The sequence below is a fragment of the Methylocella silvestris BL2 genome (assembly GCF_000021745.1).
Classification (GTDB): Bacteria; Pseudomonadota; Alphaproteobacteria; order Rhizobiales; family Beijerinckiaceae; genus Methylocapsa; species Methylocapsa silvestris.
Window position 1 is genome coordinate 2,794,452 of record NC_011666.1, and the last position, 24,517, is coordinate 2,818,968.

The following is a 24,517-nucleotide window of genomic DNA, read 5'->3' on the forward strand; positions in this document are numbered from 1 at the left end:
ATCGCCCAACCCCCCGGCGACTTGGCGCGCAAGCCCGGCGTCTCCTATATTGAAAAGAGCATGACCGACTTTTCCCCCCGCGAAATCGTCTCCGAACTTGACCGCTTCATCGTCGGCCAGCACGACGCCAAGCGCGCCGTCGCCATTGCGCTGCGCAACCGCTGGCGGCGCCTGCGCCTCGAAGGCTCCATGCGTGACGAGGTTCTGCCGAAAAACATCCTGATGATCGGCCCGACCGGCTGCGGCAAGACCGAAATCTCGCGCCGCCTGGCCAAAATGGCCGGCGCGCCTTTTTTGAAGGTCGAGGCGACCAAATTCACCGAAATCGGCTATGTCGGACGCGACGTCGAGCAGATTGTGCGCGATCTGGTCGAGACCGCAATTTCGATGATCAAGGAGGACAAGCGCAAGCTTGTCCGCGCCAAGGCTGAATTGGCGGCGGAAGATCGCATCCTCGATGCGCTGGTCGGGCCGGGCGCCTCGCCGCCGACCCGCGACAGCTTTCGCAAAAAGCTCCGCGCCGGCGAACTTGAAGACAAGGAGATCGAGGTCGAGATCGCGCAAGGGTCCGGCGGGGCCATGCCGATGTTCGAACTGCCGAACATGCCGGGCGCGCAAATCGGCGCGATGTCGCTCGGCGACATGTTCGGCAAGGCCTTCGGCAAGGGCGGCAAGCCGCGCCGCATGAGCGTCAAGGACGCCGTCGAGCCCCTCATCACCGAGGAGGGCGACAAGCTGATGGATCAGGACGTGATCGTCCGCGAAGCCATCGTCGAAGTCGAGAACAATGGCATCGTGTTTTTGGACGAGATCGACAAGATCTGCGTTCGCGAAGGTTCGCGCGGCGGCGCCGACGTCTCGCGCGAGGGCGTGCAGCGCGATCTCCTGCCGCTGATCGAGGGCGCCAATGTGCCGACCAAGCATGGGGTGGTGAAGACCGACCATATTTTGTTCATCGCCTCGGGCGCCTTTCATGTCTCAAAGCCTTCGGACCTTTTGCCCGAATTGCAGGGGCGCCTCCCGATCCGCGTCGAACTTGCGCCGCTGACGGAGGATGATTTCCGCCGCATCCTGACCGACACCGAAGCCAGCCTTCTCAAACAATATGAAGCGCTGATGCGCACCGAAGGCGTCGAGCTCAGTTTCACGCCGGACGCCGTCAATGCGCTGGCGAAGATTGCTGCGCAGGTGAATTCCAGCGTCGAAAACATCGGCGCGCGGCGGCTGCAGACGGTAATGGAGCGCGTGCTCGACGAAATCAGCTTTTCCGCGACCGATCGGTTCGGCGAAAAGATCGAGATCGACGCGGCCTATGTCGAACAGCACATCGGCGATCTTGCGCGGAACGCGGACCTCTCCCGCTTTATTCTCTAGCTAACCCCTTGTCCGGGCGCGGTGCGCCGCCGCCTTGGCGCGGTTGCCGCAGACGGCCATACTGCACCAGCGTCGCGCATGTGACTTGGTTCGGTCTATGAACATGAGGCTGCACACCGCGCCTTCGCAGCGCCGCAGCAGGCTTAAATCCTCATTGCAAAGGAGATCGGCGATCGCCCACGCCAGCGGCTGCAGCAGCTGATCGTGACGGCTGAGCGCCGGGACGCGCTCGATCTGAAAGCGCGGCGCGCCGTCTGCGTTGGTCCCGATGACGAGGCGCGCGCGGCTCTCATCCTCCGCGAGCAGCTCGTTAAGAAAAGAAAGCTGATCCGCTTGAGGCAAGACGGAAAGATCGGACAGCAGCGCGCGCAGCTGCTCGCGCAGGTTTCGCGCTCGGGCCGCGATTGGATCGAGGCGGTGAATCCCCCCTTCGCGCATTTCCGCGCATGCGCCGGCGTCGATCGCGCCTGATTTTTCCAGCCAGACTAGAAAATCCGCGCCCGAGCCGAGCCATTCGATCCTGTCGGCCGTGATCGAGTTCAGAAAATCGATCGCCAGATGGCCGCCGATCAGATGGGGCTCGGGCGGAATTTTAGGGGGCGCCGTCATGATCGGTCTCCAGCTGTCCGGCGCGGCCATGCGCCGTAACCGCTAAAGCGGTTATTGACAGGTTATATGCCCATAAGTAACCTCTAAATAGCGGTATTTAAAGGTTATGGCCTATCTCGGTTTCTGGAGGAGCCTCATGGCGCGCTTCAATTTCATCACCGTCGACGATCACCGCCTGTTCTATCGCGAGGCGGGCGACCCGAAAAACCCCGCGATCCTGCTGCTGCATGGCTTTCCAAGCTCGTCGCATATGTTCCGCGATCTCATCCCGCTGCTTGCGGAAAACTATCATGTGATCGCGCCGGATCTGCCGGGCTTCGGCTTTACCGAAGTTCGACGCGACCCGCCGTTCAAATTCAGTTTTGACACTCTCGCCGAGGTCATCGCGGCCTTTACCGACGCTGTCGGGATCAGACGGCACGCCATTTACGTGTTCGACTATGGCGCCCCTGTCGGCTTTCGGCTGGCGCTTGCGCGGCCCGAACAAATTACAGCGATCATCTCGCAGAACGGCAACGCCTATGAGGAGGGCTTGAGCGAGGGCTGGAACCCGATCCAGGCCTATTGGCGTGAGCCGACCGCCGAGCATCGCGCGGCGCTCCGCGCCTTTCTCACGCTTGAGGCGACCAAATGGCAATATGTCCATGGCGTCGCGGACGAGGCCGCCGTTGCGCCGGAATCCTATACGCTCGACGCCGCCTTGATGGCTCGGCCAGGCAATGATGAAATCCAGCTCGATTTGTTTCTGGATTACGCCAGCAATGTCGCGCTCTATCCGGCGTTTCAGGACTATTTCAGGCGCGAGCGCCCGCCTTTGCTTGCAATTTGGGGCTGCAACGATCCCTTCTTCCTTCCAGCGGGAGCCGAGGCATATGTTAAGGACAATCCCAAAGCGGAGGTCCGCTTTCTTGATACGGGCCACTTCGCGCTGGAGACGCATTCGGCCGAGATCGCAGCGCGTATGATAGATTTTCTCGACAGAAGCGCCGTCGCCGCCGCCGCATAGGGCCAGACGCCCGACGTCAGCGTCTTTCGCTTGGCGCATTCCAGCCCTATCTTTCTTGCAAGCGCCGCCAGCACACGAGCGGCGCGGCAGGAGACTTGTCATGAGGAAAATAGCCGGAGTGTTTGGCGCTCCGAAGCCGCATTGGGTGGGCGACGGCTTTCCGGTTCGCACGCTGTTCTCGCACGGAAGCTTTGGCGAGACGGTGAGCCCGTTCCTGCTGCTCGATTATGCCGGCCCCGCGCGTTTCCCGCCGGCGTCGACGCCGCGCGGCGTCGGCGTGCATCCGCATAAGGGGTTCGAGACCGTCACGATCGTCTATAGCGGCGAAGTCGAGCATCGCGATTCGACCGGCGAGGGCGGCGTGATCGGCCCCGGCGACGCGCAATGGATGACCGCCGCCAGCGGTATTCTGCATCAGGAGCATCATTCGCAGGGTTTTACGCGCGATGGCGGCGAGCTTGAGATGATCCAGCTCTGGGTCAATCTCCCGGCCGCCGACAAAAACGCCCCGCCCGGCTATCAGACGCTGCTCGATCGGAACATTCCCTTTGTCGATCTGCCTGACGAGGCCGGCCGCGTGCGGGTCATCGCCGGCGATTTCCTGGGGACCAAAGGTCCTGCGCGCACTTTCACCCCGGTCAACCTGTGGGATGTTCGCTTGCGCCGCGGCGGCCGCGCGAGTTTTTCGGCGCCCGAGGGCCATACGCTCGCAATCGTCGTGCTCAAGGGCGCCGTGCTGATCAATGGCGAGACGATCGCTCGGGAGGCGCAGCTCGCCCTGTTCGAGCGCAAGGGCGGTTCGATCGCCATCGAGGCCAATAGCGACGCGGCGCTGCTGATCCTTTCCGGCGAGCCGATCGACGAGCCGGTTTTCATGCAGGGACCGTTCGTGATGAACAGCCGCGAGGAAATCCGCCAGGCGATCGATGATTTCCAGCACGGAAGGTTCGGCCGGATCCCGGCTTGACGGGGCGCTTCACCCCGTGGTGCTGCTCTCCCATGTCGCGTGGCGGACGCCGTCTTCTTTTTCCATGGCCGAAATGACGCCGTCGATCTCTTTCGGATCGATGGCGGTGCTGATCAGCGTGGCGACGATATCCACCGTCTCGCCGCCGCGGTCGGCGAGCTCCACGTCGCCGGCGGGATAATTGGCGGCTTCCAGTTTTTCGACGAGCTGGTCGCGCAGCGCCGGCGCGTTGTCGCGGCGCGCGGTCACCCGCACTTCGTAAGTTGCTTCCGCCTTTTGCTCGTCGATCGGGATGCGGGCGATGGCGTTGACCAGCGGGCGCAGCAGCGTGTTGCCGGCGATGACGAACGCCGTGAGCAGCGCGCCCTCGGCGATCATGTCCGTGCCCGTGCAGGCGCCCACCGCCGCCGAGCACCAGAGCGTCGCGGCGGTATTGAGGCCGCGCACATTCATGCCCTCCTTCATGATCACGCCGGCGCCGAGAAAGCCGATGCCGGAGACCACATAGGAAATGACCCGGACCGCCTCCTCCGAGCCGGCGATCCGCTGCGCCAGATCGACGAAGGCGGCGGCGCCGACCGCGACCAGCACATTGGTGCGCAGCCCCGCCGTGCGTTGCCGGTACTGCCGCTCGGCGCCGATCAGCGTTCCGAAGGCAAAGGCGGATGCAAGGCTCACCGCCGTGTCGGCGAGGGACCAGAGATCGAAGGTTTCGATGAAGCGCACGGTCGACGTCCGAGATCGTCCGGCTTTGGCCGGCGGCGTCAGCCATAAGCGAGGCGGGAGCGAAACGCCAGCGTTCACGCTGGCTTTGTGGGGCCCGCCAAATTCATGCAAACGTCACCGTGGATCGCCAAACTCAAGCGTTGTCTTTCAAGAATTTCGGAGCCGCGCCATGCGCTTCTTTGCGCCGCTGCTTTTTTGCGCGACAGCGCTGGCCTCGCTCGCCGCGGGACTTGAGCCCGGCGCCGCCGAGCCGCCGGCGAAGCCGGGCCTCGAGAAAATCGGGCACATCATTGTGCTCTATCTTGAGAACCGCAGCTTCGATCATCTCTACGGCCTGTTTCCCGGCGCCGACGGACTCGCCAACGCCAAGGACGCGCCGCCGCAGACCGATCTCGACGGCCGCCCGCTCGACAAGCTGCCGCCCGTCATGAACGTCAATCTGAGGCCTGCGGTGATCGACAATCGCTTTCCGGCCGATCTCGCCAATGCGCCGTTCCGCGCCGACGCCTTCGCCGGCCTCGATCAGACCACCGGCGATCTCGTGCATCGCTTTTACCAGCAGCAGGCGCAGATCCACGGCGGCAAGATGGATCGTTTCGCCGCCATTTCAGACGGCGGCGGCCTCACCATGAGCTATTACGACGGCTCATCGCTGCCGCTTTGGGATTACGCCAGGCGCTATGTGTTGATGGATCATTTCTTCCACGCGGCGTTCGGCGGCTCGTTTCTCAATCACATGCTGCTTGTCTGCGCCTGCGCGCCCCGCTACGAGGACGCCCCGGAGACGATCAGGATCAAGCTCAAGGAGGATGGCGCCCTCGCCAGGGATGGCGCGGTCACGCCGGACGGCTATGCCGTCAATACGATCTTCACGAGTTTTACGCCCCATCCCTCGAGCGTCACCGATCCGACGCGGCTTCTGCCTCCCATCGACGCGCCGACCATTGGCGACCGCCTGAGCGAAAAGGGCGTCGACTGGGCGTGGTATTCCGGCGGCTGGAGCGAGGCGGTCGCGGGCAGGCCGCCGTCCTCCTTCCAGTTCCATCACCAGCCCTTCGCCTATTTCAAGGCTTATGGCGATGGGACGCCCGGACGCGCCGCGCATTTAAAGGATGGCGTCGACTTCATCGAGGCGATCAACTCGGGGACGTTGCCGCCAGTCGCCTTCTACAAGCCGATCGGCGTCAACAACGAACATCCGGGCTATACCAGCGTGCTCGCCGGCGACCGCCATGCCGCGGACATTATCCAGTTGATCGAGCGCAGCCCGATCTGGAGCGACAGTCTCATCATCGTCACCTATGATGAAAATGGCGGCTATTGGGATCACGTCGCTCCGCCCGTCGTCGATCGTTGGGGGCCCGGCATGCGCGTGCCGACCATCCTTGTGTCGCCTTTCGCGAAAAAGGGCCTCATCGACCATACGGCCTATGACACGACGGCGATCCTGAAGCTGATCGAGACTCGGTTCGGGCTCGAACCCCTCGGCGAACGCGACGCCAGGGCGCAGGATCTGACGCAGGCGCTGGAGCTGCCCTGAGACGTTTTACTGCGCGATCTTCGCGCGCAATTCCTTGAGTTCGACTTCGAGCTCCGTGATGCGCCGGTCGCGCTCGCCAAGGGCGGCGGCCACATCGGCGGCCTCGAACCGCTGCGGGATATGTTGCGGGCAATTGGCGTCCCAGGCCGAAACCGTAAAGAGGATCGCCTGTTCCCCGCGCGCGCGGTAGCCCTCCGGCATCAAGCGGGCCAGCCCAGCGGGGTCATTTTCCACAACCCGCGCCTCGCCCCAGATCTTGACGCGCCGGCGCTGCGCATAGTCGATCAGGAACAATTGCGCTTTGGGATTTTCGGCGAGATTGCCAAGCGTCACATATTGGCGATTGCCGGCGAAATCGGCGAAGCCGATGGTCTTGTCGTCGAGCACGCGCAAGAACCCCGCCGGTCCGCCGCGATGCTGGATATACGGCTGCCCGTCCCGGCTCGCCGTCGCAAGAAAAACGCTGATCTGCGCGCCGATGAAGGCGGCAAGATCGGGCGTGATCCGTGTTTCAAACGAGCCCTTCTCTTCGAGCCGCGCATAGGCCGCGCGCGAGCCTTTGCGCGCCTGCGCCGCCTTGACGGACGGCGTGAAGACGACGTCGCTCGAAAAACTCTGGGTCGCGCTCATCATGGTCTCCGAAATTTGTCCTCACGAGATCAGGGGCGTCGGCCGCATGTTTGCTCGGGCCGACGCCTTGCAGCTAGGCCGCCTGCGCGCGAACGACCGGAAAGTCGATGTCGGTCGTCAGCGCTTCGTTGAGATAATTGGTCAAGACATTCGCGGCGACGTGGAAGATGATCTCAATGATCTGCGCGTCATCGTATCCGGCGTTTTTCACCGCGAGAAACGCGTCCTCGTCGATGTGGCCGCGCGCCTGCGCCACTTTGAGAGCGAAGCGCACCGCGGCGTCCGCCTTGGGATCATTTGACCTGCCGGCGCGATTGGCCGCGACCTCCGCCTCGTCAAGCTTTGCGAGGTTGCGGCCGAGATAGCTGTGGGCCGAAAGGCAATAGTCGCATCCGTTGAATTCGGCGATGGCGAGCGCGATCCGCTCGCGCGTCGGCGCGGGCAAGGCCCCCTTGGAGAGCGCGCCGGAGAGGCCGAGGTAGGCCTCGAGCGCGGCGGGGCTTGTGGCGATGAGACGAAACAGATTGGGCGCAACGCCAAGCTGTTTCTTGACGGCCTCGAGTAGCGGGCGCGAGGCGGCCGGGGCGTCGTCGATTGTCGCGGGGGTTGGGATGCGGGACATTGGCTTCTCCTGTCGCGAGAGGCCAGAAGCGGCCCCGCCTACAAAAGTAGCGCCTTCCCGATTTCAGCAGTAGACGCTATGATTGAGAGATATCCTCCCGAAATATGGAAGCCTCTTGGACCGGCTCGAAACCATGGCGCTGCTGCTGAAAGCGATTGAGGCCGGCAGCCTTTCCGCCGCCAGCCGAAGCCTCGGAATGCCGCTCGCGACCCTCAGCCGGAACATCTCGGACCTTGAGGCGCATCTTGGCGCGCGCCTGCTGATCCGATAGGCGCGGCGGCTTGCGCTGACCGACGCCGGGCGATCCTATGCGCTTGCCTGCAAGCGCATCCTCGAAGAGGTGGAGGACGCCGAACGGGCCGCCGCCGGCGAATATCGCGCGCCGAAAGGCGAACTCACGATAACGGCGCCGATCGTGTTCGGGCGGCTCCATGGCGCGCCGGTGGTCGCTGAATTCCTGAAAGCCTATCCTGAGATCGACATCCGCCTCCTTCTCGGCGACCGCATCGTCAGCCTTGTCGAGGATCGCGTCGATCTGGCCATTCGCATCGGCGACCTGCCCGACAGCAGCCTCGTCGCCAGACGTGTCGGAGCCGTCCGCCGCGTCATCTGCGCCAGTCCGGCCTATTTCGCGGCGCGCGGCGCGCCGCTGCGGCCGGAGGATTTATCCGCTCACGACTGCATCAGCTTCGAGGCGATGACGTCTTCGACGCAGTGGCGTTTTGGGACCGGCAAAGCGCGGCAAACCGTGCCGGTTCATTCGCGCTTTGTCGTCAATACCGCCGAGGCCGCGATCGACGCGGCGATCGCGGGCGTCGGCGTCGCCTGTGTCCTGTCCTATCAGGTGGCGCGGGCGCTTTCCGACGGATCGCTGGCCCTCGCGCTCGAGGATTTCGAGCCGCCGCCCTTGCCCGTCAATCTGATCCATGCGGGCGAGCATGTCGCGCCGCTGAAATTGCGCGCCTTCCTCGATTTCGCCGCGCCGCGCTTGCGCGACAGGCTGGCGCTCGCGGCTCCGCCGGCATGATCGCCGCGGCGCTTCCTCCGCGATGCCGCGGCGCTTGTTCGGCAATGGCGCGGCGCTTGCCTTGTCGGCAAAAGCTTGCGATAGCGCGCGACCCTTCAAAAAAGCAGCGGCAAGGAGCCGGGTCGATATGGCGAAATTCCCGGAGCGCGTTTTTTCCGGCGTCCAGCCGACGGGAAATTTGCATCTTGGCAATTATCTCGGCGCGATCGTCAAATTCGTCGAGCTGCAGCGCACGCATGACTGCATCTATTGCGTCGTCGATCTGCACGCGATCACCGTGCCGCAAAAGCCCGAGGAGCTGAAAGCCTCGATCCGCGAAGTGACGGCGGCCTTCATCGCCTCCGGCGTCGATCCGAAGCAGCACATCATCTTCAACCAGAGCCAGGTCGCCGAGCACGCCGAACTCGCCTGGGTGTTCAACTGCGTCGCCCGCATCGGCTGGCTGAACCGCATGACGCAATTCAAGGAGAAGGCGGGCAAGGATCGCGAGAACGCCTCGGTCGGCCTTTACGCCTACCCCTGCCTGATGGCGGCCGATATTCTGCTCTATCGCGCGACCCATGTGCCGGTCGGCGAGGACCAGAAGCAGCATCTTGAGCTCGCGCGCGACGTCGCCCAGAAATTCAATCTCGATTTTGCCGCCTCGATCGCCGCCAACGGCTTCGGCGAAGCGTTTTTCCCGCTGCCGGAGCCGCTGATTCAGGGTCCGGCGACGCGCGTCATGAGCCTGCGCGATGGCGCCAAGAAAATGTCGAAGTCGGATCCGTCTGATTATTCGCGCATCAACCTCTCGGACGACGCCGACGCCATCGCGCAAAAGGTGCGCAAGGCGAAGACCGACCCGGAGCCGCTGCCGTCGGAGGTCGAAGGGCTCGCCGCCCGGCCCGAGGCCGACAATCTCGTCGGCATTTTTGCAGCGCTGAACGGGCAGACCAAGCCGGAGGTTTTGAGCGCTTTCGGCGGCGGCCAGTTCTCGGCGTTCAAATCGGCGCTGGTCGATCTGGCGGTCGCGAAAATCGGCCCGATCGGCGCCGAGATGAAGCGGCTGACGGCGGATGCGGCCTATATCGATAGCGTGCTTGCCGACGGCGCCGCGCGGGCGCGCGTCATCGCCAAGGACAATATGGCGGCGGTGAAGGATATTTTGGGGTTCGTGCGGTAGCGCGCCCTCAAAAACTTCCGACCAGCGAGCCTACGCCAATCACCGCGACGAGCGCCAAAATGGCGCTGACGACGGCGACCATGACGATGTCGAGATAGCTCTCCTTGTGCGTCGTGCCGCAGACGGCCAGCATCGTCACCACCGCGCCATTGTGCGGCAGGCTGTCGAGCGTGCCCGAGCCAATCACGGCCACCCGATGCAGAAGCTCGGGGTTGAGGCCGATGTCGGCGGCGAGCTTCATATAGGTCGGCCCGAGCGCGTCGAGCGCGATGGTGAGGCCGCCCGAGGCTGAGCCGGTCAGCGCCGCGAGAATATTCGTGGCGACAGCGAGCGACACCAGCGGGCCGCCCTCGATCGACAGCACCCACTCGCGCACCGCGGCGAAGGCCGGCGTCGCCGCGACGACCGCGCCGAAGCCGACGAGGCTGGCGACGCTGAAAATCGGCAGCACGGAGGCGTTGACCCCGGCGTCCATGGTCGCGCGCAAATTCGGCGCGGCGCGGAAATTGAGCGCAAGGACGGTCAGGATGGCGGCCGTTAGCGCCACAATGACCGACCAGACGCCGCCGACCGCCGAAAGGCTCGTCGGTCCCCAGCGATCCTGGCTGAGAAAGCTGACGTCGAGACGCGGCAGGATCACGAAAGACATGAGGAGATTGACGACCACGACGACGACAAGCGGCAGGGCGGCGAGAACGATCGGCGGCGCGCTCGCGGCGTGTTCGCCCTTCTGGATCTCCGCGGGGTCGAATTCGCGCGCCGTCGTCGCGCGCTCGCGGATGATTTCATCATTTGCGGCGTCATTGCCCGCGGCGGCGTCCTGCGGGCCAAATCCCTCGCCCGCGCGCCGCGCCCTGGCCTCAGCCCGTTTCAGCCACCAGAGGCCAAAGCCGAGCATGATGGCCGACGCCATGATGCCAAGGCCGGGCGCGGCGAAAGGCGTCGTGCCGAAGAAAGGCATCGGGATCGCGTTCTGGATCGCCGGCGTGCCGGGCATGGCGGACATCGTAAAGGTCGAGGTGCCAAGCGCGATGGCGGCCGGCATCAGCCGGCGCGGAATGCCGGCGGTGCGAAACAGAGCGAGCGCCATCGGCGCCAGCACGAAGAAGGCGACGAACAGGCTGACGCCGCCATAGGTGACGATGGCGCCGGCGAGCACCACCGAGAAGATGGCGCGCTCAGGTCCGAGCTTCGTCGTCATATATTGCGCGATCGCGGTGACCGAGCCTGAATCGTCCATCAGCTTGCCGAACAGGGCGCCCAGCAGGAACAGCGGAAAGAATTGCGCGACGAAATCGGCCGCCGATCCCATAAAAGTCTGCGTCCAGCTCGCCAGCAGCGGCTCGCCCGAGAAGACCGCGGCGACAAGCGCGGCGATCGGCGCGAGCAGCAGCACGCTCCAGCCGCGGAAGGCGAAGAAGATGAGCAGGGCGAGCCCGAGGAAGATGCCAAGAAGACCCATGGCTCACACGCCTTTTTCGCAATGTTCGAGATCGGGGCGAAGATGGAGTTTTGGCCCACGCCAACCCGAGACGAAGGGGTGGGACGACGCAAGATTAGCTTGAGCTGTACTCAGTCGCGCGCCGGGAATCAAGGCAGCCGGCTGCGATCGTCAACCTCGAATGCGGCAGAATATCGTGAAGAAACAAACAGATAAGGCGGTTTCCCGATTGCGTGACGCGCTTGCGATCCCGCAACGGTGTGGCGCCGGCGCCTGAGGTCAGGCCGGGATTTTGGGCATGCGCGCGCGACGGGAAATCTCAATCCTTCGGGCAGTAGAGCCCATAAAGCACGCCCAGCAGCGTCAGCGCTTTTGGATCGGAGACGGAATAGAAAATCCGCTTGCCCTCGCGGCGCGTCGCAACAAGCCCTTCCGTACGCAACACGCCCAATTGCTGGCTAAGCGTCGGCTGGCGGATGTCGAGCAGCGCCTCGAGTTCGCCCACCGATTTCTCCCCGTCGGTCATCTGGCAAAGCAGCAGCAGCCGATCCTCGTTGGCGAGGACGCGAAGCAGCGACGTCGCTTCGGCGGCGGCCGCCCGCAGCGGGGCGACGTCGAGCGGCGCGGCCGGATCGCGCGTCATGGGCTGTTGCGTCGCTCGTTCATCCATTATTATACCTACAAATAATATATTTACAGACATTATGTTAATAGATATTATATCTTCAAGTCGGCCGTTTAGCTATCCGCAATTTCGTCGGGGAGCCGAAAAAGAACGCCGCCAAGGGGATGTCGTCATGGATGTGAATGTTGGAACAATCGACCGGACAATCCGGATCGTCGGCGGCGCAGGGCTGATCGTCGCCACGCTCGCGGGATGGATCGGCCCGTGGGGCTGGATCGGCGTCGTCCCGCTCGCGACCGGCGTTTTTCGGTTCTGCCCGGCCTATCGGCTGTTCGGTTTCAGCAGCTGCGGGCGGTGAGGAGATGAGCCTTTCCGCCGAAAACTATCGCGCTCTCACGCGAGGGGTCTCGAAGAACCTCGCGACGCTGCGCGCCGATCTGCCTGCCGTGATGAAGGGTTTTTCCGATCTCGCCCGGTCCGCGACCGAGGATGGTGCGCTCGACAAGAAAACCAAGGAGCTGATCGCGCTGGCGCTCGGGGTCGCTTCGCGCTGCGACGCCTGCATCGGCTTTCATGCCCAGACCCTCGTCAAGCTTGGCGCGACGAAGGCCGAAATTGAGGAAATGTTGGGGATGGCGATTTATATGGGCGGCGGTCCGTCGCTGATGTATGCCGCGAACGCGCTGGCGGCGTTCGAGGAGTTTTCTTTGGCGGCGTGAGGACGCGCCGCCGGAAGCCGATTGCGCTTTGCGCGACTGCCCTAGACGGATTCAGCTTTTTTGGCTATAAAAAATTAAAGGTGGACTGAGGCGGATCGGCACAGGCGGAAATCTGGCTTTCGGCTACCAACCCGGTACCGGGAACGGCGAACTTCGCGCCAACGAAGTCGCCGACCCGGCAAAGGGTCAATTAGTTATTATCATGTACCACCTCCCGACCGGCTTCACGGCCTTTATGCTCGGGGTTGAAATGCTCCTCTGGGGAGCGGCTATGAAGGCGCGGGCGTCTCCGGCGAGGGGTTAACCCGACGCTTCATTCCTGAAAGGCGGCCTCTTTGGCCGCCTTAATTCTTTGGGGCGAGAGGCCCTCTACCGTCCGGCGCCATGTTGGCCAAAGGCGGCGCGACGCGATGCTCATTTGAGATTCCGACCCGCTCCGTCCTGACCTCGGCCGGTTCATCTGGCTCAGCGAAGCCTTCAAATTCTTCCTCGACGTCTGGCTTCGCTTCAGATGGCGCGTTACGGTGGGATGGATTGTCTGTCCTCAAAGTCCATCCTGCACGACCATTGGATTGGAAGAGGGGGGACGTGGAGAGCATAGCGGAAAGAGTATTGCGGGGGTCCTTGCCGCCAATCTCAATGTTTGCAGCCCTCAGGCTCCGTAACAAGTCTGCGGTAGAGACGGGCTCCTCGAAAGTTTCGAGAACCTTCAAAACGCGGTCGTAGACAACTTGATTATTTGACCCCCGCCGGGCGACCGAGCCAAGTTGTTTCCACCCAGAAATAACAGCGCGGTTAATGACCGCCGTTTCTTGAGACAAAGAAAGTGTGACGTTTCTCAGATCGGTGCCAACCGTGTTCTCGCGGGATTGCACCTGCATGAGCTCAACATAATGAGCGCGCGATTTTTCAAGCTTCACGAGCCTGTCTCGCAAATATCCAATCTCGTCGTCAAAGGCTTTTAGAATGCGGTCGTCCATTGGCTCGCTCGATTCTCCTATCAATCGGACTTAACCACAAGCGTTGGGAGTTGGCAAGTTTACAACGGACAAAATTAGAACAAACGAGTCTGTGCAAAACCAACAATTACCAAGTGTATGCAGTTGACAAACAAAATTGCGTTCGAATCGGAACTATTGACAAGGCCACCCGAGGGCCGCTGCCCTCCGAGGCGCTTCAATGCCGGTGGCGGTGATGCAAATCCGGATAATGCGGGTGGGCATGGGTCAGCGGCGCGTGGCTATGCCAGTGCGAGTGCGGCTCGCTCATCGGCTCGTCATGGCCATGGCTATGATGCGCGTCATGGACATGGGCGTGCTCGTGCTCCAGCGGCTCATGGGTGTGCTCATGCGCGTGCCGCTCGGCCAGATGCAGCCACAGGCCAGCGCCCATCAGAAGTCCCGCGGCGACCAGTTTTGCCGTCAGAGGCTCGTGCAGCAGCAGGACGGCGAGCAGGGCGCCGATAAAGGGCGCCAAAGCGAAATAGGCCCCTGTCCGCGCCGCCCCAAGATGCCGCAGCGCCAGGATGAAAGCGACCAGGCTGACCCCAATGGCGAGAAAGCCGACCAAAGCGGCGGCGCCCATGAGTCCGGCCGAGCCCGGCTCCGCGCCGCGCCACAGCGCGAGGCCGATATTGGCGCCTCCCGCGGCGAAGCCCTTGATCATGGCGATCTGGACCGGATCCGCCGACGACAATTTTCGCGTGAGATTATTGTCGAGGCCCCAGGCGAGGCAGGCCCCGGCGATCAGCAGGGCCCCGCGATCGAGCCGGACGCTCCCGCCATTCCAGGACAAAAGCACCGCCCCGGCGAGAATCGCGAAGGCGCCAAGCAGCAGGCGCCTGTCGACATTCTCCCGGAACAGCGTCCAGGCGATCGCCAGCGTCGCGACGGATTCGAGATTGAGCAACAAGGCGCCCGAGGCCGCGTCGGTCTGCGCCAGACCCAGCATCAGCGCCAGCGGCGCAAGAAACCCGCCGAAGAGCACAATGGCAATAAGCCACGGCAGATCGGCGCCGCGCAAAGGGGCCTCACGCGTCGAGGCTCCGAATGACGCGCGCGCGATTTGGGTGATGGCGAGGCCCACGCCGGCGCCGAGATAGAGGACGCCGGCGAGCAGTTGCGGGTCGAGCGAGCCCAGCAGCAATTTGGACAGAGGCGTCAGCGCGCCAAACAGGAGCGCCGATAGAAGCGCGAGATGAACGCCGGGCCACCTTTGTCCCAAATTTTTCGAAAGCATTGAAGATCTTGCCATGCGGCGCCGCCGCCGCATGGCCCTTTTGCCAGATGTTGAGGCCCGCGCCGCCTGAAGACGCCGGGCCGGCCGCCTGAGCCGTCAGTTATAGGTGCTCATGTCGTGCCCTTCGGCGCGCATCAACAGCTCGTTCAGATCTTCCATCGGCACGATCGCCATCATCTGGCCGTTCATCTTGGCGAGCTTGATGGTGACGGATTTTCCGCTTTTCATTTTCATCGTGACTTCTTTTTCGAACTGAAGTCCCTCAAGACCGGCGGCGAAAGCCATCGGCGCAAAACTCATCGAGCAAGCCAGCGACAGAGCGATTAATCGATTGAGCTTCATGACCGTCTCCCCAAAAGCCGTCCGCAGCGCAGCCGGCGTCTGCGCAAGCCGCCGGCGACCGGCCGCCAGCGCAAAGGGTTAAACGCAGCAGCGGCCTCAAACGTTACGCGCGTCCCCCCAATAAGGCTCGGCCGCCGCGGCGCTCACGCCTGCTCCTCCAGCGCTTCGAGCTCAGCGATCATCCCCTCGATCATGGAGAGGCCGATCTGCCAGAACGCCGGGTCGCGCGCGTCCAATCCGAACGGTTTTAGGAGCTCGCCATAAGGCTTCGAGCCGCCTGCCGACAGCAGGGCGAAATAGCGCTCGGCAAAACCCTCGCTCGCATTCTGATAGACGCCATAAAGCGAATTCACGAGGCAGTCGCCGAAGGCGTAGGCGTAAACATAAAAGGGCGAATGGATGAAGTGCGGGATGTAGGCCCAATAGGAGCGATAGTCGTCGGTGAATTCGATCGCCGGTCCGAGGCTTTCGCTCTGCTCCTCCATCCAGAAATCGCAGAGATTATCGGCCGTCAGCTCGCCCTTGCGGCGTTCGGTGTGGACCTTGCGCTCAAAGCTGTAGAAGGCGATCTGCCGCACCACCGTGTTCAGCATGTCTTCGACCTTGCCGGCCAGCATGGCGCGCCGTTCGGCCAGCGTCCCGGCCCGCGCCAGCAGCGCGCGGAAGGTCAGCATCTCGCCGAACACGGAAGCCGTTTCGGCGAGCGTCAGCGGCGTCGGGGCCATCAGCGCGCCATTATGGGCGGCGAGCACCTGATGCACGCCATGGCCGAGCTCATGGGCGAGCGTCATCACATCGCGCGGCTTGCCTTGATAGTTGAGCAGCACGAAGGGATGCGCCGAGGGCACGGTCGGATGCGCGAAGGCGCCGGGGCTCTTGCCGGGCCGCACCGGCGCGTCGATCCAGCGCTCGTCGAAGAAGCGCCGCGCGATGTCGGCCATCTTCGGCGAAAAATCGCCATAGGCGCCGAGCACGGCGTCGCGCGCGGCGTCCCATTTGTAGACGCGCGCGGGCGCGTCCGGCAGCGGCGCATTGCGGTCCCAGAATTTCAGCGCGGGCTTGCCGAACCATTTCGCTTTCAGCCGGTAGTAGCGATGCGACAGGCGCGGATAGGCGGCGCGAACCGCGCCAACCAGCGCGTCGACAACCTCGCGCTCCACCCGGTTCGAAAGGTGCCGCGAATCGGCGACGTCCTGAAAGCCGCGCCAGCGGTCGGAGATTTCCTTGTCCTTGGCCAGCGTGTTGGTGATCAGGGCGAACTGGCGCAGATTGTCCTTCAGCACCGAGCCGAGGATTTTCGCCGCCTTTTCCCGCGCCGCCTCGTTGGGATCCTGCAACAGATTGAGCACGGGCTCGATCGACAGCTCCTTGCCGTCGAGCGGAAAGCGCAGCGCGGTGATCGTCTCGTCGAACAGCCGGTTCCAGGCGGAATAGCTCGTGCTCGATTTCTCGTGGAACAGTTTTTCGAGCTCGTCGCTGAGCTGGTAGGGCTTTCCCTTGCGGACGTCCTCGATCCACGGGCGATAATGCGCGAGCGGTTCCTGGGCGAGGGCGGCGTCGAGCGCGCCGTCGTCGAGCCGATTCAGCTCCAGTTCGAAGAACAGGAGATCGGACGAGGCGTTGGTGATTTTTTCCTGCGCGTCGCCATAGAATTTCGCGCGGACGGGATCGGACGTGTCCCCCGCGTAGATGAGGCCGGCATAGGACATGATACGCCCCAAAAGCTCGTCGAGCGCCTCGTAATGTTTGACGGCCGCAGTGAGCGAAGCCCCGGACGAATCTGCGGCGAGCTCGGCGATGCGGCCCTTGAAAGCCTCAGCGAAGGCCTTGCACTCGGTTGCCGCTCTCGCAAGATCGCCGGCAAATTCGGGCGAATCCGGCGCCGGATAAAGGGCGGACAGATTCCACTCCGGCAGATCGCCAAGATCGACGGACGGATTTGCCGCGCTCTGGCGGGCCGCCGCCTCGGGGCCATGAAAAATGTCGGATCGGCCGGAAATGCGCATGTCGGGATACCTCGAGGCGGGGACGAAACGCTTGCGCGCGTAAAACTCATATCGGAGCGCCGCCGCCGAGATCAACCGCGACGGCCTGGTCCGCCCTGTAACACGGCTGTCACGCGGCGGGGCCATAGCGGCGCTGCGCGGTTTTAGCCGGCGCCGGATTCGGCCGGCGTTCGGCGATCGGCCGGGCCCAAGCGAAACCGAACAAAACGGGGGACTAAATGCGATCCAGATTCAGGGCTTCGGCGTGCGGGCGCGCCGGGGCGGCTGCTTTGCGCCATATTGCCGCTTCATCCATTCTCGCCGTCCTCTGCGCCGGCGCGGCGAACGCCGGCGGCTCTGTCGATTTCAGCGGCGCCACCTACGTCAACAAGGGCCTCGTCGGCGTTGGCCGGGTTCCCTCCAACGCGCTGGACAAATACAGCGAGACGCTCGGCGGCTTCGGCTCCGGCATGGCGCTCGATCTGCCCAGCTGGAAAAAGGACCGGCGCGGCTTTTACAGCGGACAGCTCTACATGCTGCCGGACCGCGGCTGGAACACGCAAGGCACGACCGACTTCCGCGGCCGGCTGCAACATTTCGAGATACGGCTGACGCCCTTTTATGGCGCGGCGACAGCGAGCCAGAATCAGCTCAGCCTCAATTACCGCTCGTCGACGCTGTTCCGCGGCGGCCTGACCACGGGCTTCGACGCGATCGGCGTGAAGCCGGCGGCGGGGCATTTCCCGGATCTGCCGGTCGGCCAGAACGGCAAACTCGCCATCGACGCCGAAGCGGTCGTGCGGCTGAACGACGGATCGTCCTGGATCAGCGACGAATATGGCGCCTATGTCTATCATTTCGGCGCGAATGGCCGCCTCATCGACGCGCTCCGCCCGCCCGAAGCCTTCATCCCGAAGCGCAAGAATGCGGCCGGCGAGATTGTCGAGAATTTTTCAGCCAATAGCCCGCCGGTCGGCGTCACCTATAATCCGAGCCTCGGCAACCCGCTGATGGGGCGCCAGAACAATCAAGGCTTCGAAGGCCTTGCGATGAGCCCGGACCGCAAGACGCTGTTCGTGCTGCTGCAGAGCGCGCTCATCCAGGATCTCGATCCGAGCAAAATCAGCACGACGCGCCGCAACACCCGTCTGCTCGCCTATGATCTCAGCCGCGGCGCGCCGAAGCTGAAAGCCGAATATGTCGTGCAGCTGCCGCTCTATCAGGATCAGACGACAGCCAATCCGAAGCTTCTGACCGCGGCGCAGAGCGAGCTTTTCGCCCTGAACGATCACCAGTTTCTGGTTCTTGCGCGCGACAGCGGCGGCGGCTTTGCCGTCAGCAACCCGGGTTCGGTCTACCGCAGCGTCGATCTCATCGACATTTCCGGCGCGACGAATATCGCCGGCGGCCAATATGATGCGGCCGGCGGCTCAATCGCGCCGCTCGGCGTTCTCAGCGGCGCCATCACCCCGGTCGCCTATCAGAAATTCCTCGATATCAACGAGGCGGCCGAGCTCGCGAAATTCAACCTGCACAACGGGCTGCCGAACGACGGCAACGATCTCTATGAGAAATGGGAAAGCATCGCCGTCGCTCCGGTCGGCGACGCCGCCGCGCCGAACGATTATTTCCTCTTCGTCGGCAGCGACAATGACTTCATCACCCAGAACGGCCGCATGGCCGGCGTCGCCTATCAGGACGCCTCGGGCTTCAACGTCGATACGCTGGTTCTCGTCTATCGCGTGACTTTGCCGACCTATGTCGCGCCGGGCCGGCCGCGGCGCTAATAAACGCAAGATTCTGGCGCGCCATCGGGCGCGCCAATTTCCCGACAACTCTTTCGCGCTTCGTTAACACCGCGTTTACCGTAATCGGGGAGATTCATGCGCCAGGGGCGCGTTCGCCCCTTTTCAGCTGCGGACCGTTTCGGCGTTTTTGATTCGAGCGTCACGACGGCCCGCGCGCGAGGCCGCATGTCCCCAAGAATTCTGATTGTCGACGACGATCCTCTCGAGCGCCAGCTGGCCGCCGAGATCATTCGAAAATTCGGCTTTGCGACGGAAACCGCCGATAGCGGCGAGGCGGCGCTGGCGCGGCTGAAAAGCGCGGGCGCCGCGCCGGTCGATCTCCTGCTGCTCGATCTGGTGATGCCGGACCTCGACGGCCTTGGCGTCATCGCGCGCCTCAGGGCGCAGGCGTTTACGCCGCCGATCGTCGTGCAGACCACGGCCTCAGCGGTCGACGCGGCAGGCGCCGCGCTCGGCGCGGGAGCGCTCGATTTCGTCGTCAAGCCGGCGAGCCCCGAGCGGCTGAAGGCCGCGATCGGCAATGGCTTGCGCCTCGCCGCGCTGGAGGCTGAGCTGCGCCGCGCCGCCCGGCAGGCGTCCGGCCATTTCTCTTTTGCCGATTATTTTGGCGCGGGCGAAGAGATCGAGCGCGCGGTCCGCCTCGCCGAACGCGCCGCCAAGACCGCAATGCCGGTCCTGATCGAGGGCGAGGAAGGCGCCGGCAAGGAAACCATGGCGCGCGCGATCCACGCCGCCTCCGACCGGCGCGGCCGGCCTTTCGTCACCTTGCGCTGCGCCGGCCTTGCGGCGGCGGATATGGAAACCCTGCTCTTCGGCGAAAGCGGCGCGGGGCCGGAGTCGCGGCGCCCCGGCAAAATCGCCGAGGCGCAGGGCGGCTCGCTCTATATCGCCGACATCTGCGAATTGTCGCAAAATCTCCAAGCCCGGCTGCTACGCCTCGTGCGCGACGGCGAGATCGATTTTTTGCGCGGGCCCCGTCCGGTCCGCGCCGATATCCGCCTCATCGCCTCGACGCGGCGCAATCTGATCGAGCGCGTCAAGGCGCATCGCTTCCGCGAGGATCTTTACTACCGGCTGAACGTCTATCCGATTTTCGCGCCGCCGCTGCGCCGCCGCCGCGACGAGATCGAAGGGCTGGCCCGCGGCTTTTGCGCCCGCTTCGCCGCCGAGGCGGGGAAAATCCTGCGCGGTCCGAGCGCGGAGGCCGTCAGTCTGCTCTCCGCCTATGACTGGCCGAAGAATATCCGGCAATTGGAGACCGCCATGTTCCGCGCCGTGGCTTTTGCCGAAGGCGCCGATCTGACGGTGATGGATTTTCCGCAGATCGCAGCGCAGGTCGGCGGATTCGATGTGCGGATCCCGCCGCTGCCGCTCGCAGCGCCCGAGCCGGCCGCGGCTCTTGCGCCGGAACGGCCGGCGGCGGAGATCCGCGACCCGAATGCGCTGGCGCTGATCGATCCGTCCGGCGACATGCGCCGTCTCGTCGAGCTTGAGGCCGAAGCGATCCGTTTCGCGCTCGGCCATTATCGCGGCCGCATGTCGAAAATGGCCAAGAAGCTCGGCATCGGCCGCTCGACGCTGTACCGGAAAATGAAGGAATATGGCTTCGCCGACGCGGCGCCGGAAGAGGCGGCGCCGGATCAGAGCGGGGATTTGCGGCAGGATCTGCAGCGAACGGACGCCGCTGCATGAACGTGGCGCCGGCGCAACGAGGCGCGGAAATCACCGATGAGCGGCCGGCGCACGGAGCCGCGCCAGCGCGCCGGCCATACGCTCAAGCCTTTGAGTCTAAATATGTTTATCCTTGGCCGGCGGGATTGCATTCGGCCGATGAACGCGTTGACGTCACGGAGGTTTGTAGCGAATCCGGCGCGCCATCGGAGCAAATGAGCGGCGAAAGCGGGTTTGAGCGGCGCCCGAACGCCCGCCGCACTGGCGGCGTGATTTTAGCGACCTATGTTTTCTATGGCTGGGATCAATCGTGCGATGAGCCGTGACGTTGCAAGGGTTTGTATGAAAAGCGCCTCGGCGCAGGCGCTTTGCCTCGCGCTGCTTCTGGCGCTCGCCCCTGCCGGCGCGGTCAGAGCCGATCCCGCGAGCTCTGCGGCTCCGCAGGTTTCGCGGGCTGACAAGAAGCTGTCGCCGCATCTTGCCGCTCTGTCCGATATAAAGAAAATCCCGCTGCCGCCGCTCCCGCCGGAGTCGCGGATTGGCGCGGCGCCCGCGACCGCGCCGCAGCTTGCGCCGCAAGAGTCGCAGGCGGCGCTGCCCGAAGCCGCGGAATTTTCGGCGCAGGCTCCGACCGCGCCCATTCCGGCCGGCGCGCCGGAAGCAGCCCCAGCCGCCGCTCCTTCCGGCGCCGCCGATTCGCCGCTCGCGCCGAATGCCGCCGCGCCTGTCGGCGAGACCGGCGCCGCCATCCCGGACGCTGCCCCGCTGCCCCCGCTCAACGCCGCGATCAAGGCGGCGCTCGAGGCGCGCGGCGAGAAGGATCGTATCGACCGGGTCTCGGCTTCGCGCAGGCGCGAGCAGGACGCCGTCGCCGCCTTCTATGCGGCGCGCGATTTCGCGCCGCTTTGGTCGCATGAGGGAAATCCGATCGCCGAGGTCAGGCCGGCGTTGCAGCGGCTTCAACTTGCGGCCGAGGACGGGCTGTCGGTCAGGCCGCCGCGTTTTGCCGCGACCGGCTCCGACGAGGAGATCGCCGGCGCCGATATCGCGCTCAGCGCCGCGATCGTATCCTATGCGCGCCAAGCCTCAGGCGCTCGGGTCGATCCGCGCCAGATTTCGGCGCTGATCGGTTTGCGCCCGGAGGTCGCCGACCCGTCCGTTGCGCTGGCGACCGTCTCGACCGCCGGCCAGAACGCGGGAGCGGCGCTGCTCGCGTTCAATCCGCCGCAGCCGGCCTATCAGGCGCTCCGGGCAAAGCTCAACGAGACGCGGCGGGCGGCGGCGCCTGTCGCCCGCGCGGCGGCGATTCCGACGGGGCCGACCCTGAAAGTCGGGATGCGCGATCCACGCGTGCCGCTGATCCGCTCGCGGCTCAGCCTCGACGGGCGCGAGGGCGAGCCCGAAAATCTCGTCTATGACACGCAGGTCGCGAGCGCGGTCGCCGATTTCCAGAAGGCGAACGGCCTGCCCGGCTCCGGCCAGCTGAACGCGCGCACCATCGCCCTGCTCTCCGGCGGCGATCAATCCCGCGTCGAGGCCGAAATCCTCGCCAATATGGAGCGCTGGCGCTGGATGCCGCGCGACATGGGCGAGAGCCGAATCGAGGTCAATATCCCCGATTACGAGGTTTCCGTCATCGAAAACGGCGCCGTCATCTCGCAAAATCGCGTCGTCGTCGGCAAGGAGGACACGCCGACGCCGGTGTTCTCCAACACGATGCAGTTTCTGATCGTCAACCCGTATTGGACGGTGCCGCAGTCGATTATCCGCAAGGAAATGATGCCGAAGATCGCCGCCGATCCGAATTATCTGCATCGCATGGGCTATGAGGCGGTTTGGAAGAACGGCAAGCTCGGCGTGCGTCAACCGCCCGGCGAACGCAATGCGCTCGGGCGCATCAAATTCATGTTCCCCAATGATTACGCGGTCTATCTGCACGACACGCCGTCGCGCGCGCTGTTCGAGCAGCACAAGCGCGCCTTCAGCCACGGTTGCGTCAGGGTCGACGACCCATTCCGCTTCGCGCAGAGCGTGCTCGGCAAGGGCTGGAGCGAGGAACGCGTGCAAAAGCTCATCGGCGGCAAGGAGCGCTATGTGCATTTGGCGAAGCCGCTGCCGATCCACCTCGAATATTTCACCGCCAAGGTCGACCCTTACGGCCAGCTGCAATTGAGCGAAGACATCTATGGATTCTCCCGCAAGGTGAGGGCGGCGCTTGGGCTTGAGGGCTGATCCGGCGAAGGTCACTCGCTATTGGGGATGGCAAGGCGCATCAGGCGATCGACCAGGCGGTCGGGCGTCAGCGCGCGGGCGAGCGGCCCGAAGCGCGCGATCAAGCCGACGCTGTAGCGCGGGCGCGGATGCGGCGTCGTCGCCGCCTTGAAAATGATCTTTGCGACATGTTCGGCGCTCATGACGCCAAAGCCGCCCTTGGCGAGGAAGCCGTGCATGCGCCGGGCGAGGTTGCGTTTGAACGGCGCGTAGAGATCATCCCCTTCCAGTTCCGAGATTGATTTTAACAACCTCGCTTCGAATTGCGTCGCGATGGGCCCCGGCAGCACATTGACCACCTCGACGCCGAAGGGAGCGACTTCGGGGCGCAGCGCGTCGGCGAGCGCTTCAAGCGCGAATTTGCTGGCGTGATAGGCGCCGCCGCCCGCGACGCTGACGCGGCCGGCGACGGAACTGACATTGACGATCCGCCCCCCGCCGGCCCGCCTCATCCCGGGGAGGGCGAGCTGAGCCAGGCGCAGTCCGCCGAAGACATTTGTCTCGAATTGCCGTCGCAGGGCGTCCAGCGAAATATCCTCGAGCGGACCATACTGGCCATAGCCGGCGTTGTTCACGAGGACGCCGATCGCGCCGAAATCCGCCTCCACCGCCTCGACCGCGGCGCGCCGCGCGTCGTCGTCGGTCACATCGAGCTGCAGCGTGCGGCAGCCGATGGCGCGAAGGTCCTCCATCGCGGAGAGCTGCCGCGCGGTCGCAAAGGTCTCGAAGCCGGCGCGCCGGAACAGGGCGGCGGCGGCGCGGCCGACCCCGCTTGAACAGCCGGTAATCAGCACGGGGCCGCGGATCAAAAGAGGCGGGGAGCGGTTCACTCTGTCGCGCCTCCTCAGCGCTCTGGGAAAGTCAAGGCGCCCGCTCACTCGCCTCGCGACCCTAACTTGACGCTCGCGGCCGTTTCCGGCACGAAACACCTTCAATGCCGGGCCCGCCAGGCTTTACCTTGGCTTCAGCCTTGCCGGGCGCAGGCCGCGGCAGACACGTCTCGGAGCTGAAAGACCTTTGCAATGAACGATCTTCTGGCGCTAGCCGCGGACCCCTCTGCCTGGTTCGCGCTCGCCACCCTTATCGTCATGGAAGTCGTCCTTGGCATCGACAATCTCGTCTTCATCGCCATCGTTTCGCAAAAACTGCCCGAGCACCAGCGCTCGAAGGCGCGCCGCATCGGCATCGGCCTGTCGCTGATCCTGCGGATCGCCCTGCTCTTCACCATTTCGACGATCATCCGCCTGACGACGCCGGTGATCAGCGTTCTCGGCCAGGGCTTCTCCTGGCGCGACATCATCCTGATCGCCGGCGGACTTTTCCTCGTCTACAAGGCCACGAGCGAAATCCATCAGGCCGTCGATCCAATGGAAGGCGGCGAGGAGAAGATCAAGCCGCCGACGAGCTTTTCCTCGGCGATCTTCCAGATCCTGCTCCTCGACCTTGTCTTTTCGCTCGATAGCATCATCACCGCGGTCGGCATGACGGAGCATCTGCCGATCATGATCATCGCCGTGTTGACTGCTGTCGGCGCCATGCTTTTGGCCGCCGATCCGCTGGCGAATTTCATCCATCGCAACCCGACCATCGTCATGCTGGCGCTGGGCTTCTTGCTGCTGATCGGCGCGACGCTGATCGCCGAAGGGTTCGGGTTTCATTTCCCGAAGGGCTACATCTATACAGCGATGGCCTTCTCCGGTCTGGTCGAAGGGCTGAACATGTTTGCGCGCAAAAGGCGTTCGCCAAAGGCCTGA

The 24,517-nt window shown here is 64.1% G+C and carries 22 protein-coding genes and 1 pseudogene; 12 read left to right on the plus strand and 11 right to left on the minus strand.

Annotated features, from left to right (window positions below; genetic code table 11):
- The first annotated feature begins 60 nt into the window (after positions 1–60).
- Positions 61–1,374 carry an ATP-dependent protease ATPase subunit HslU gene (gene hslU, locus MSIL_RS13045; RefSeq protein ID WP_012591552.1) on the plus strand — a complete coding sequence of 438 codons (1,314 nt, stop codon included), beginning with the start codon at positions 61–63 and terminating at the stop codon, positions 1,372–1,374.
- Here hslU and MSIL_RS13050 read toward each other — a convergent pair whose 3' ends face one another.
- A complete protein-coding gene (locus tag MSIL_RS13050) occupies positions 1,375–1,983 on the minus strand; it encodes a CGNR zinc finger domain-containing protein (RefSeq protein ID WP_012591553.1) in 609 nt (202 codons plus the stop codon).
- Between the two features lie 136 nt (positions 1,984–2,119).
- Here MSIL_RS13050 and MSIL_RS13055 point away from each other — a divergent pair, with 136 nt between their 5' ends.
- Positions 2,120–2,989 carry an alpha/beta fold hydrolase gene (locus MSIL_RS13055; protein ID WP_012591554.1) on the plus strand — a complete coding sequence of 290 codons (870 nt, stop codon included), beginning with the start codon at positions 2,120–2,122 and terminating at the stop codon, positions 2,987–2,989.
- 100 nt (positions 2,990–3,089) lie between these two features.
- Complete coding sequence (locus tag MSIL_RS13060; protein ID WP_012591555.1) at positions 3,090–3,956, plus strand: pirin family protein; 867 nt, start codon at positions 3,090–3,092, stop codon at positions 3,954–3,956.
- A gap of 9 nt (positions 3,957–3,965) precedes the next feature.
- Here the strand turns inward: MSIL_RS13060 and MSIL_RS13065 are convergent, their stop codons facing one another.
- Positions 3,966–4,682 carry an MgtC/SapB family protein gene (locus MSIL_RS13065; RefSeq protein ID WP_012591556.1) on the minus strand — a complete coding sequence of 239 codons (717 nt, stop codon included), beginning with the start codon at positions 4,680–4,682 and terminating at the stop codon, positions 3,966–3,968.
- A gap of 169 nt (positions 4,683–4,851) precedes the next feature.
- On the opposite strand from MSIL_RS13065, the gene MSIL_RS13070 reads away from it, so the two are divergent.
- Positions 4,852–6,222: an alkaline phosphatase family protein gene (locus MSIL_RS13070; RefSeq protein WP_012591557.1), complete on the plus strand. Its 1,371-nt coding sequence runs from the start codon at positions 4,852–4,854 to the stop codon at positions 6,220–6,222.
- Positions 6,223–6,228: 6 nt separating this feature from the next.
- Here the strand turns inward: MSIL_RS13070 and MSIL_RS13075 are convergent, their stop codons facing one another.
- Positions 6,229–6,852 carry a pyridoxamine 5'-phosphate oxidase family protein gene (locus MSIL_RS13075; protein ID WP_012591558.1) on the minus strand — a complete coding sequence of 208 codons (624 nt, stop codon included), beginning with the start codon at positions 6,850–6,852 and terminating at the stop codon, positions 6,229–6,231.
- Between the two features lie 73 nt (positions 6,853–6,925).
- The gene (locus tag MSIL_RS13080; protein WP_012591559.1) at positions 6,926–7,474 is read right to left on the minus strand and encodes a carboxymuconolactone decarboxylase family protein; all 549 of its coding nucleotides are present in this window, start codon (positions 7,472–7,474) and stop codon (positions 6,926–6,928) included.
- A gap of 115 nt (positions 7,475–7,589) precedes the next feature.
- Between MSIL_RS13080 and MSIL_RS13085 the strand changes: the two are divergent.
- Together MSIL_RS13085 and trpS are read left to right on the plus strand one after the other, a co-directional pair.
- Positions 7,590–8,501 (plus strand): annotated as a pseudogene (locus MSIL_RS13085) (LysR substrate-binding domain-containing protein).
- Positions 8,502–8,628: 127 nt separating this feature from the next.
- On the plus strand, positions 8,629–9,663 hold the full coding sequence (trpS, locus tag MSIL_RS13090) for a tryptophan--tRNA ligase (RefSeq protein ID WP_012591560.1): 1,035 nt from the start codon (positions 8,629–8,631) through the stop codon (positions 9,661–9,663).
- 7 nt (positions 9,664–9,670) lie between these two features.
- On the opposite strand, the gene MSIL_RS13095 is transcribed toward trpS, so the two are convergent.
- Both MSIL_RS13095 and MSIL_RS13100 read right to left on the minus strand, forming a co-directional pair.
- A complete protein-coding gene (locus MSIL_RS13095; RefSeq protein WP_012591561.1) occupies positions 9,671–11,125 on the minus strand; it encodes a GntP family permease in 1,455 nt (484 codons plus the stop codon).
- 298 nt (positions 11,126–11,423) lie between these two features.
- A complete protein-coding gene (locus MSIL_RS13100; protein WP_041368020.1) occupies positions 11,424–11,747 on the minus strand; it encodes an ArsR/SmtB family transcription factor in 324 nt (107 codons plus the stop codon).
- Between the two features lie 154 nt (positions 11,748–11,901).
- On the opposite strand from MSIL_RS13100, the gene MSIL_RS13105 reads away from it, so the two are divergent.
- Together MSIL_RS13105 and MSIL_RS13110 are read left to right on the plus strand one after the other, a co-directional pair.
- A complete protein-coding gene (locus MSIL_RS13105; RefSeq protein WP_012591563.1) occupies positions 11,902–12,087 on the plus strand; it encodes a YgaP family membrane protein in 186 nt (61 codons plus the stop codon).
- 4 nt (positions 12,088–12,091) lie between these two features.
- Complete coding sequence (locus tag MSIL_RS13110; protein WP_012591564.1) at positions 12,092–12,448, plus strand: carboxymuconolactone decarboxylase family protein; 357 nt, start codon at positions 12,092–12,094, stop codon at positions 12,446–12,448.
- A 344-nt stretch (positions 12,449–12,792) separates the two neighbouring features.
- Here MSIL_RS13110 and MSIL_RS13115 read toward each other — a convergent pair whose 3' ends face one another.
- From MSIL_RS13115 to MSIL_RS13130, 4 genes are all read right to left on the minus strand, one after another.
- Positions 12,793–13,428, minus strand: coding sequence for a hypothetical protein (locus MSIL_RS13115; protein ID WP_012591565.1), 636 nt, complete (start codon positions 13,426–13,428; stop codon positions 12,793–12,795).
- 196 nt (positions 13,429–13,624) lie between these two features.
- Positions 13,625–14,686 (minus strand): DMT family transporter, encoded by a 1,062-nt coding sequence (locus tag MSIL_RS13120; RefSeq protein WP_041368022.1) that lies wholly within the window; start codon positions 14,684–14,686, stop codon positions 13,625–13,627.
- Between the two features lie 96 nt (positions 14,687–14,782).
- Entirely contained in the window at positions 14,783–15,028 is a 246-nt protein-coding gene (locus tag MSIL_RS13125) for a hypothetical protein (RefSeq protein WP_012591567.1), read from the minus strand.
- Positions 15,029–15,171: 143 nt separating this feature from the next.
- Complete coding sequence (locus MSIL_RS13130) at positions 15,172–17,034, minus strand: M3 family oligoendopeptidase (protein WP_012591568.1); 1,863 nt, start codon at positions 17,032–17,034, stop codon at positions 15,172–15,174.
- A 269-nt stretch (positions 17,035–17,303) separates the two neighbouring features.
- Here MSIL_RS13130 and MSIL_RS13135 point away from each other — a divergent pair, with 269 nt between their 5' ends.
- From MSIL_RS13135 to MSIL_RS20240, 3 genes are all read left to right on the plus strand, one after another.
- Positions 17,304–18,800 (plus strand): esterase-like activity of phytase family protein, encoded by a 1,497-nt coding sequence (locus tag MSIL_RS13135; protein ID WP_244406130.1) that lies wholly within the window; start codon positions 17,304–17,306, stop codon positions 18,798–18,800.
- A gap of 186 nt (positions 18,801–18,986) precedes the next feature.
- Entirely contained in the window at positions 18,987–20,513 is a 1,527-nt protein-coding gene (locus MSIL_RS13140) for a sigma-54-dependent transcriptional regulator (RefSeq protein WP_012591570.1), read from the plus strand.
- A gap of 321 nt (positions 20,514–20,834) precedes the next feature.
- Positions 20,835–22,724 carry a L,D-transpeptidase family protein gene (locus MSIL_RS20240; RefSeq protein ID WP_012591572.1) on the plus strand — a complete coding sequence of 630 codons (1,890 nt, stop codon included), beginning with the start codon at positions 20,835–20,837 and terminating at the stop codon, positions 22,722–22,724.
- Positions 22,725–22,735: 11 nt separating this feature from the next.
- On the opposite strand, the gene MSIL_RS13155 is transcribed toward MSIL_RS20240, so the two are convergent.
- Complete coding sequence (locus tag MSIL_RS13155; RefSeq protein WP_012591573.1) at positions 22,736–23,593, minus strand: SDR family NAD(P)-dependent oxidoreductase; 858 nt, start codon at positions 23,591–23,593, stop codon at positions 22,736–22,738.
- 192 nt (positions 23,594–23,785) lie between these two features.
- Between MSIL_RS13155 and MSIL_RS13160 the strand changes: the two genes are divergently transcribed.
- A complete protein-coding gene (locus MSIL_RS13160) occupies positions 23,786–24,517 on the plus strand; it encodes a TerC family protein (RefSeq protein ID WP_012591574.1) in 732 nt (243 codons plus the stop codon).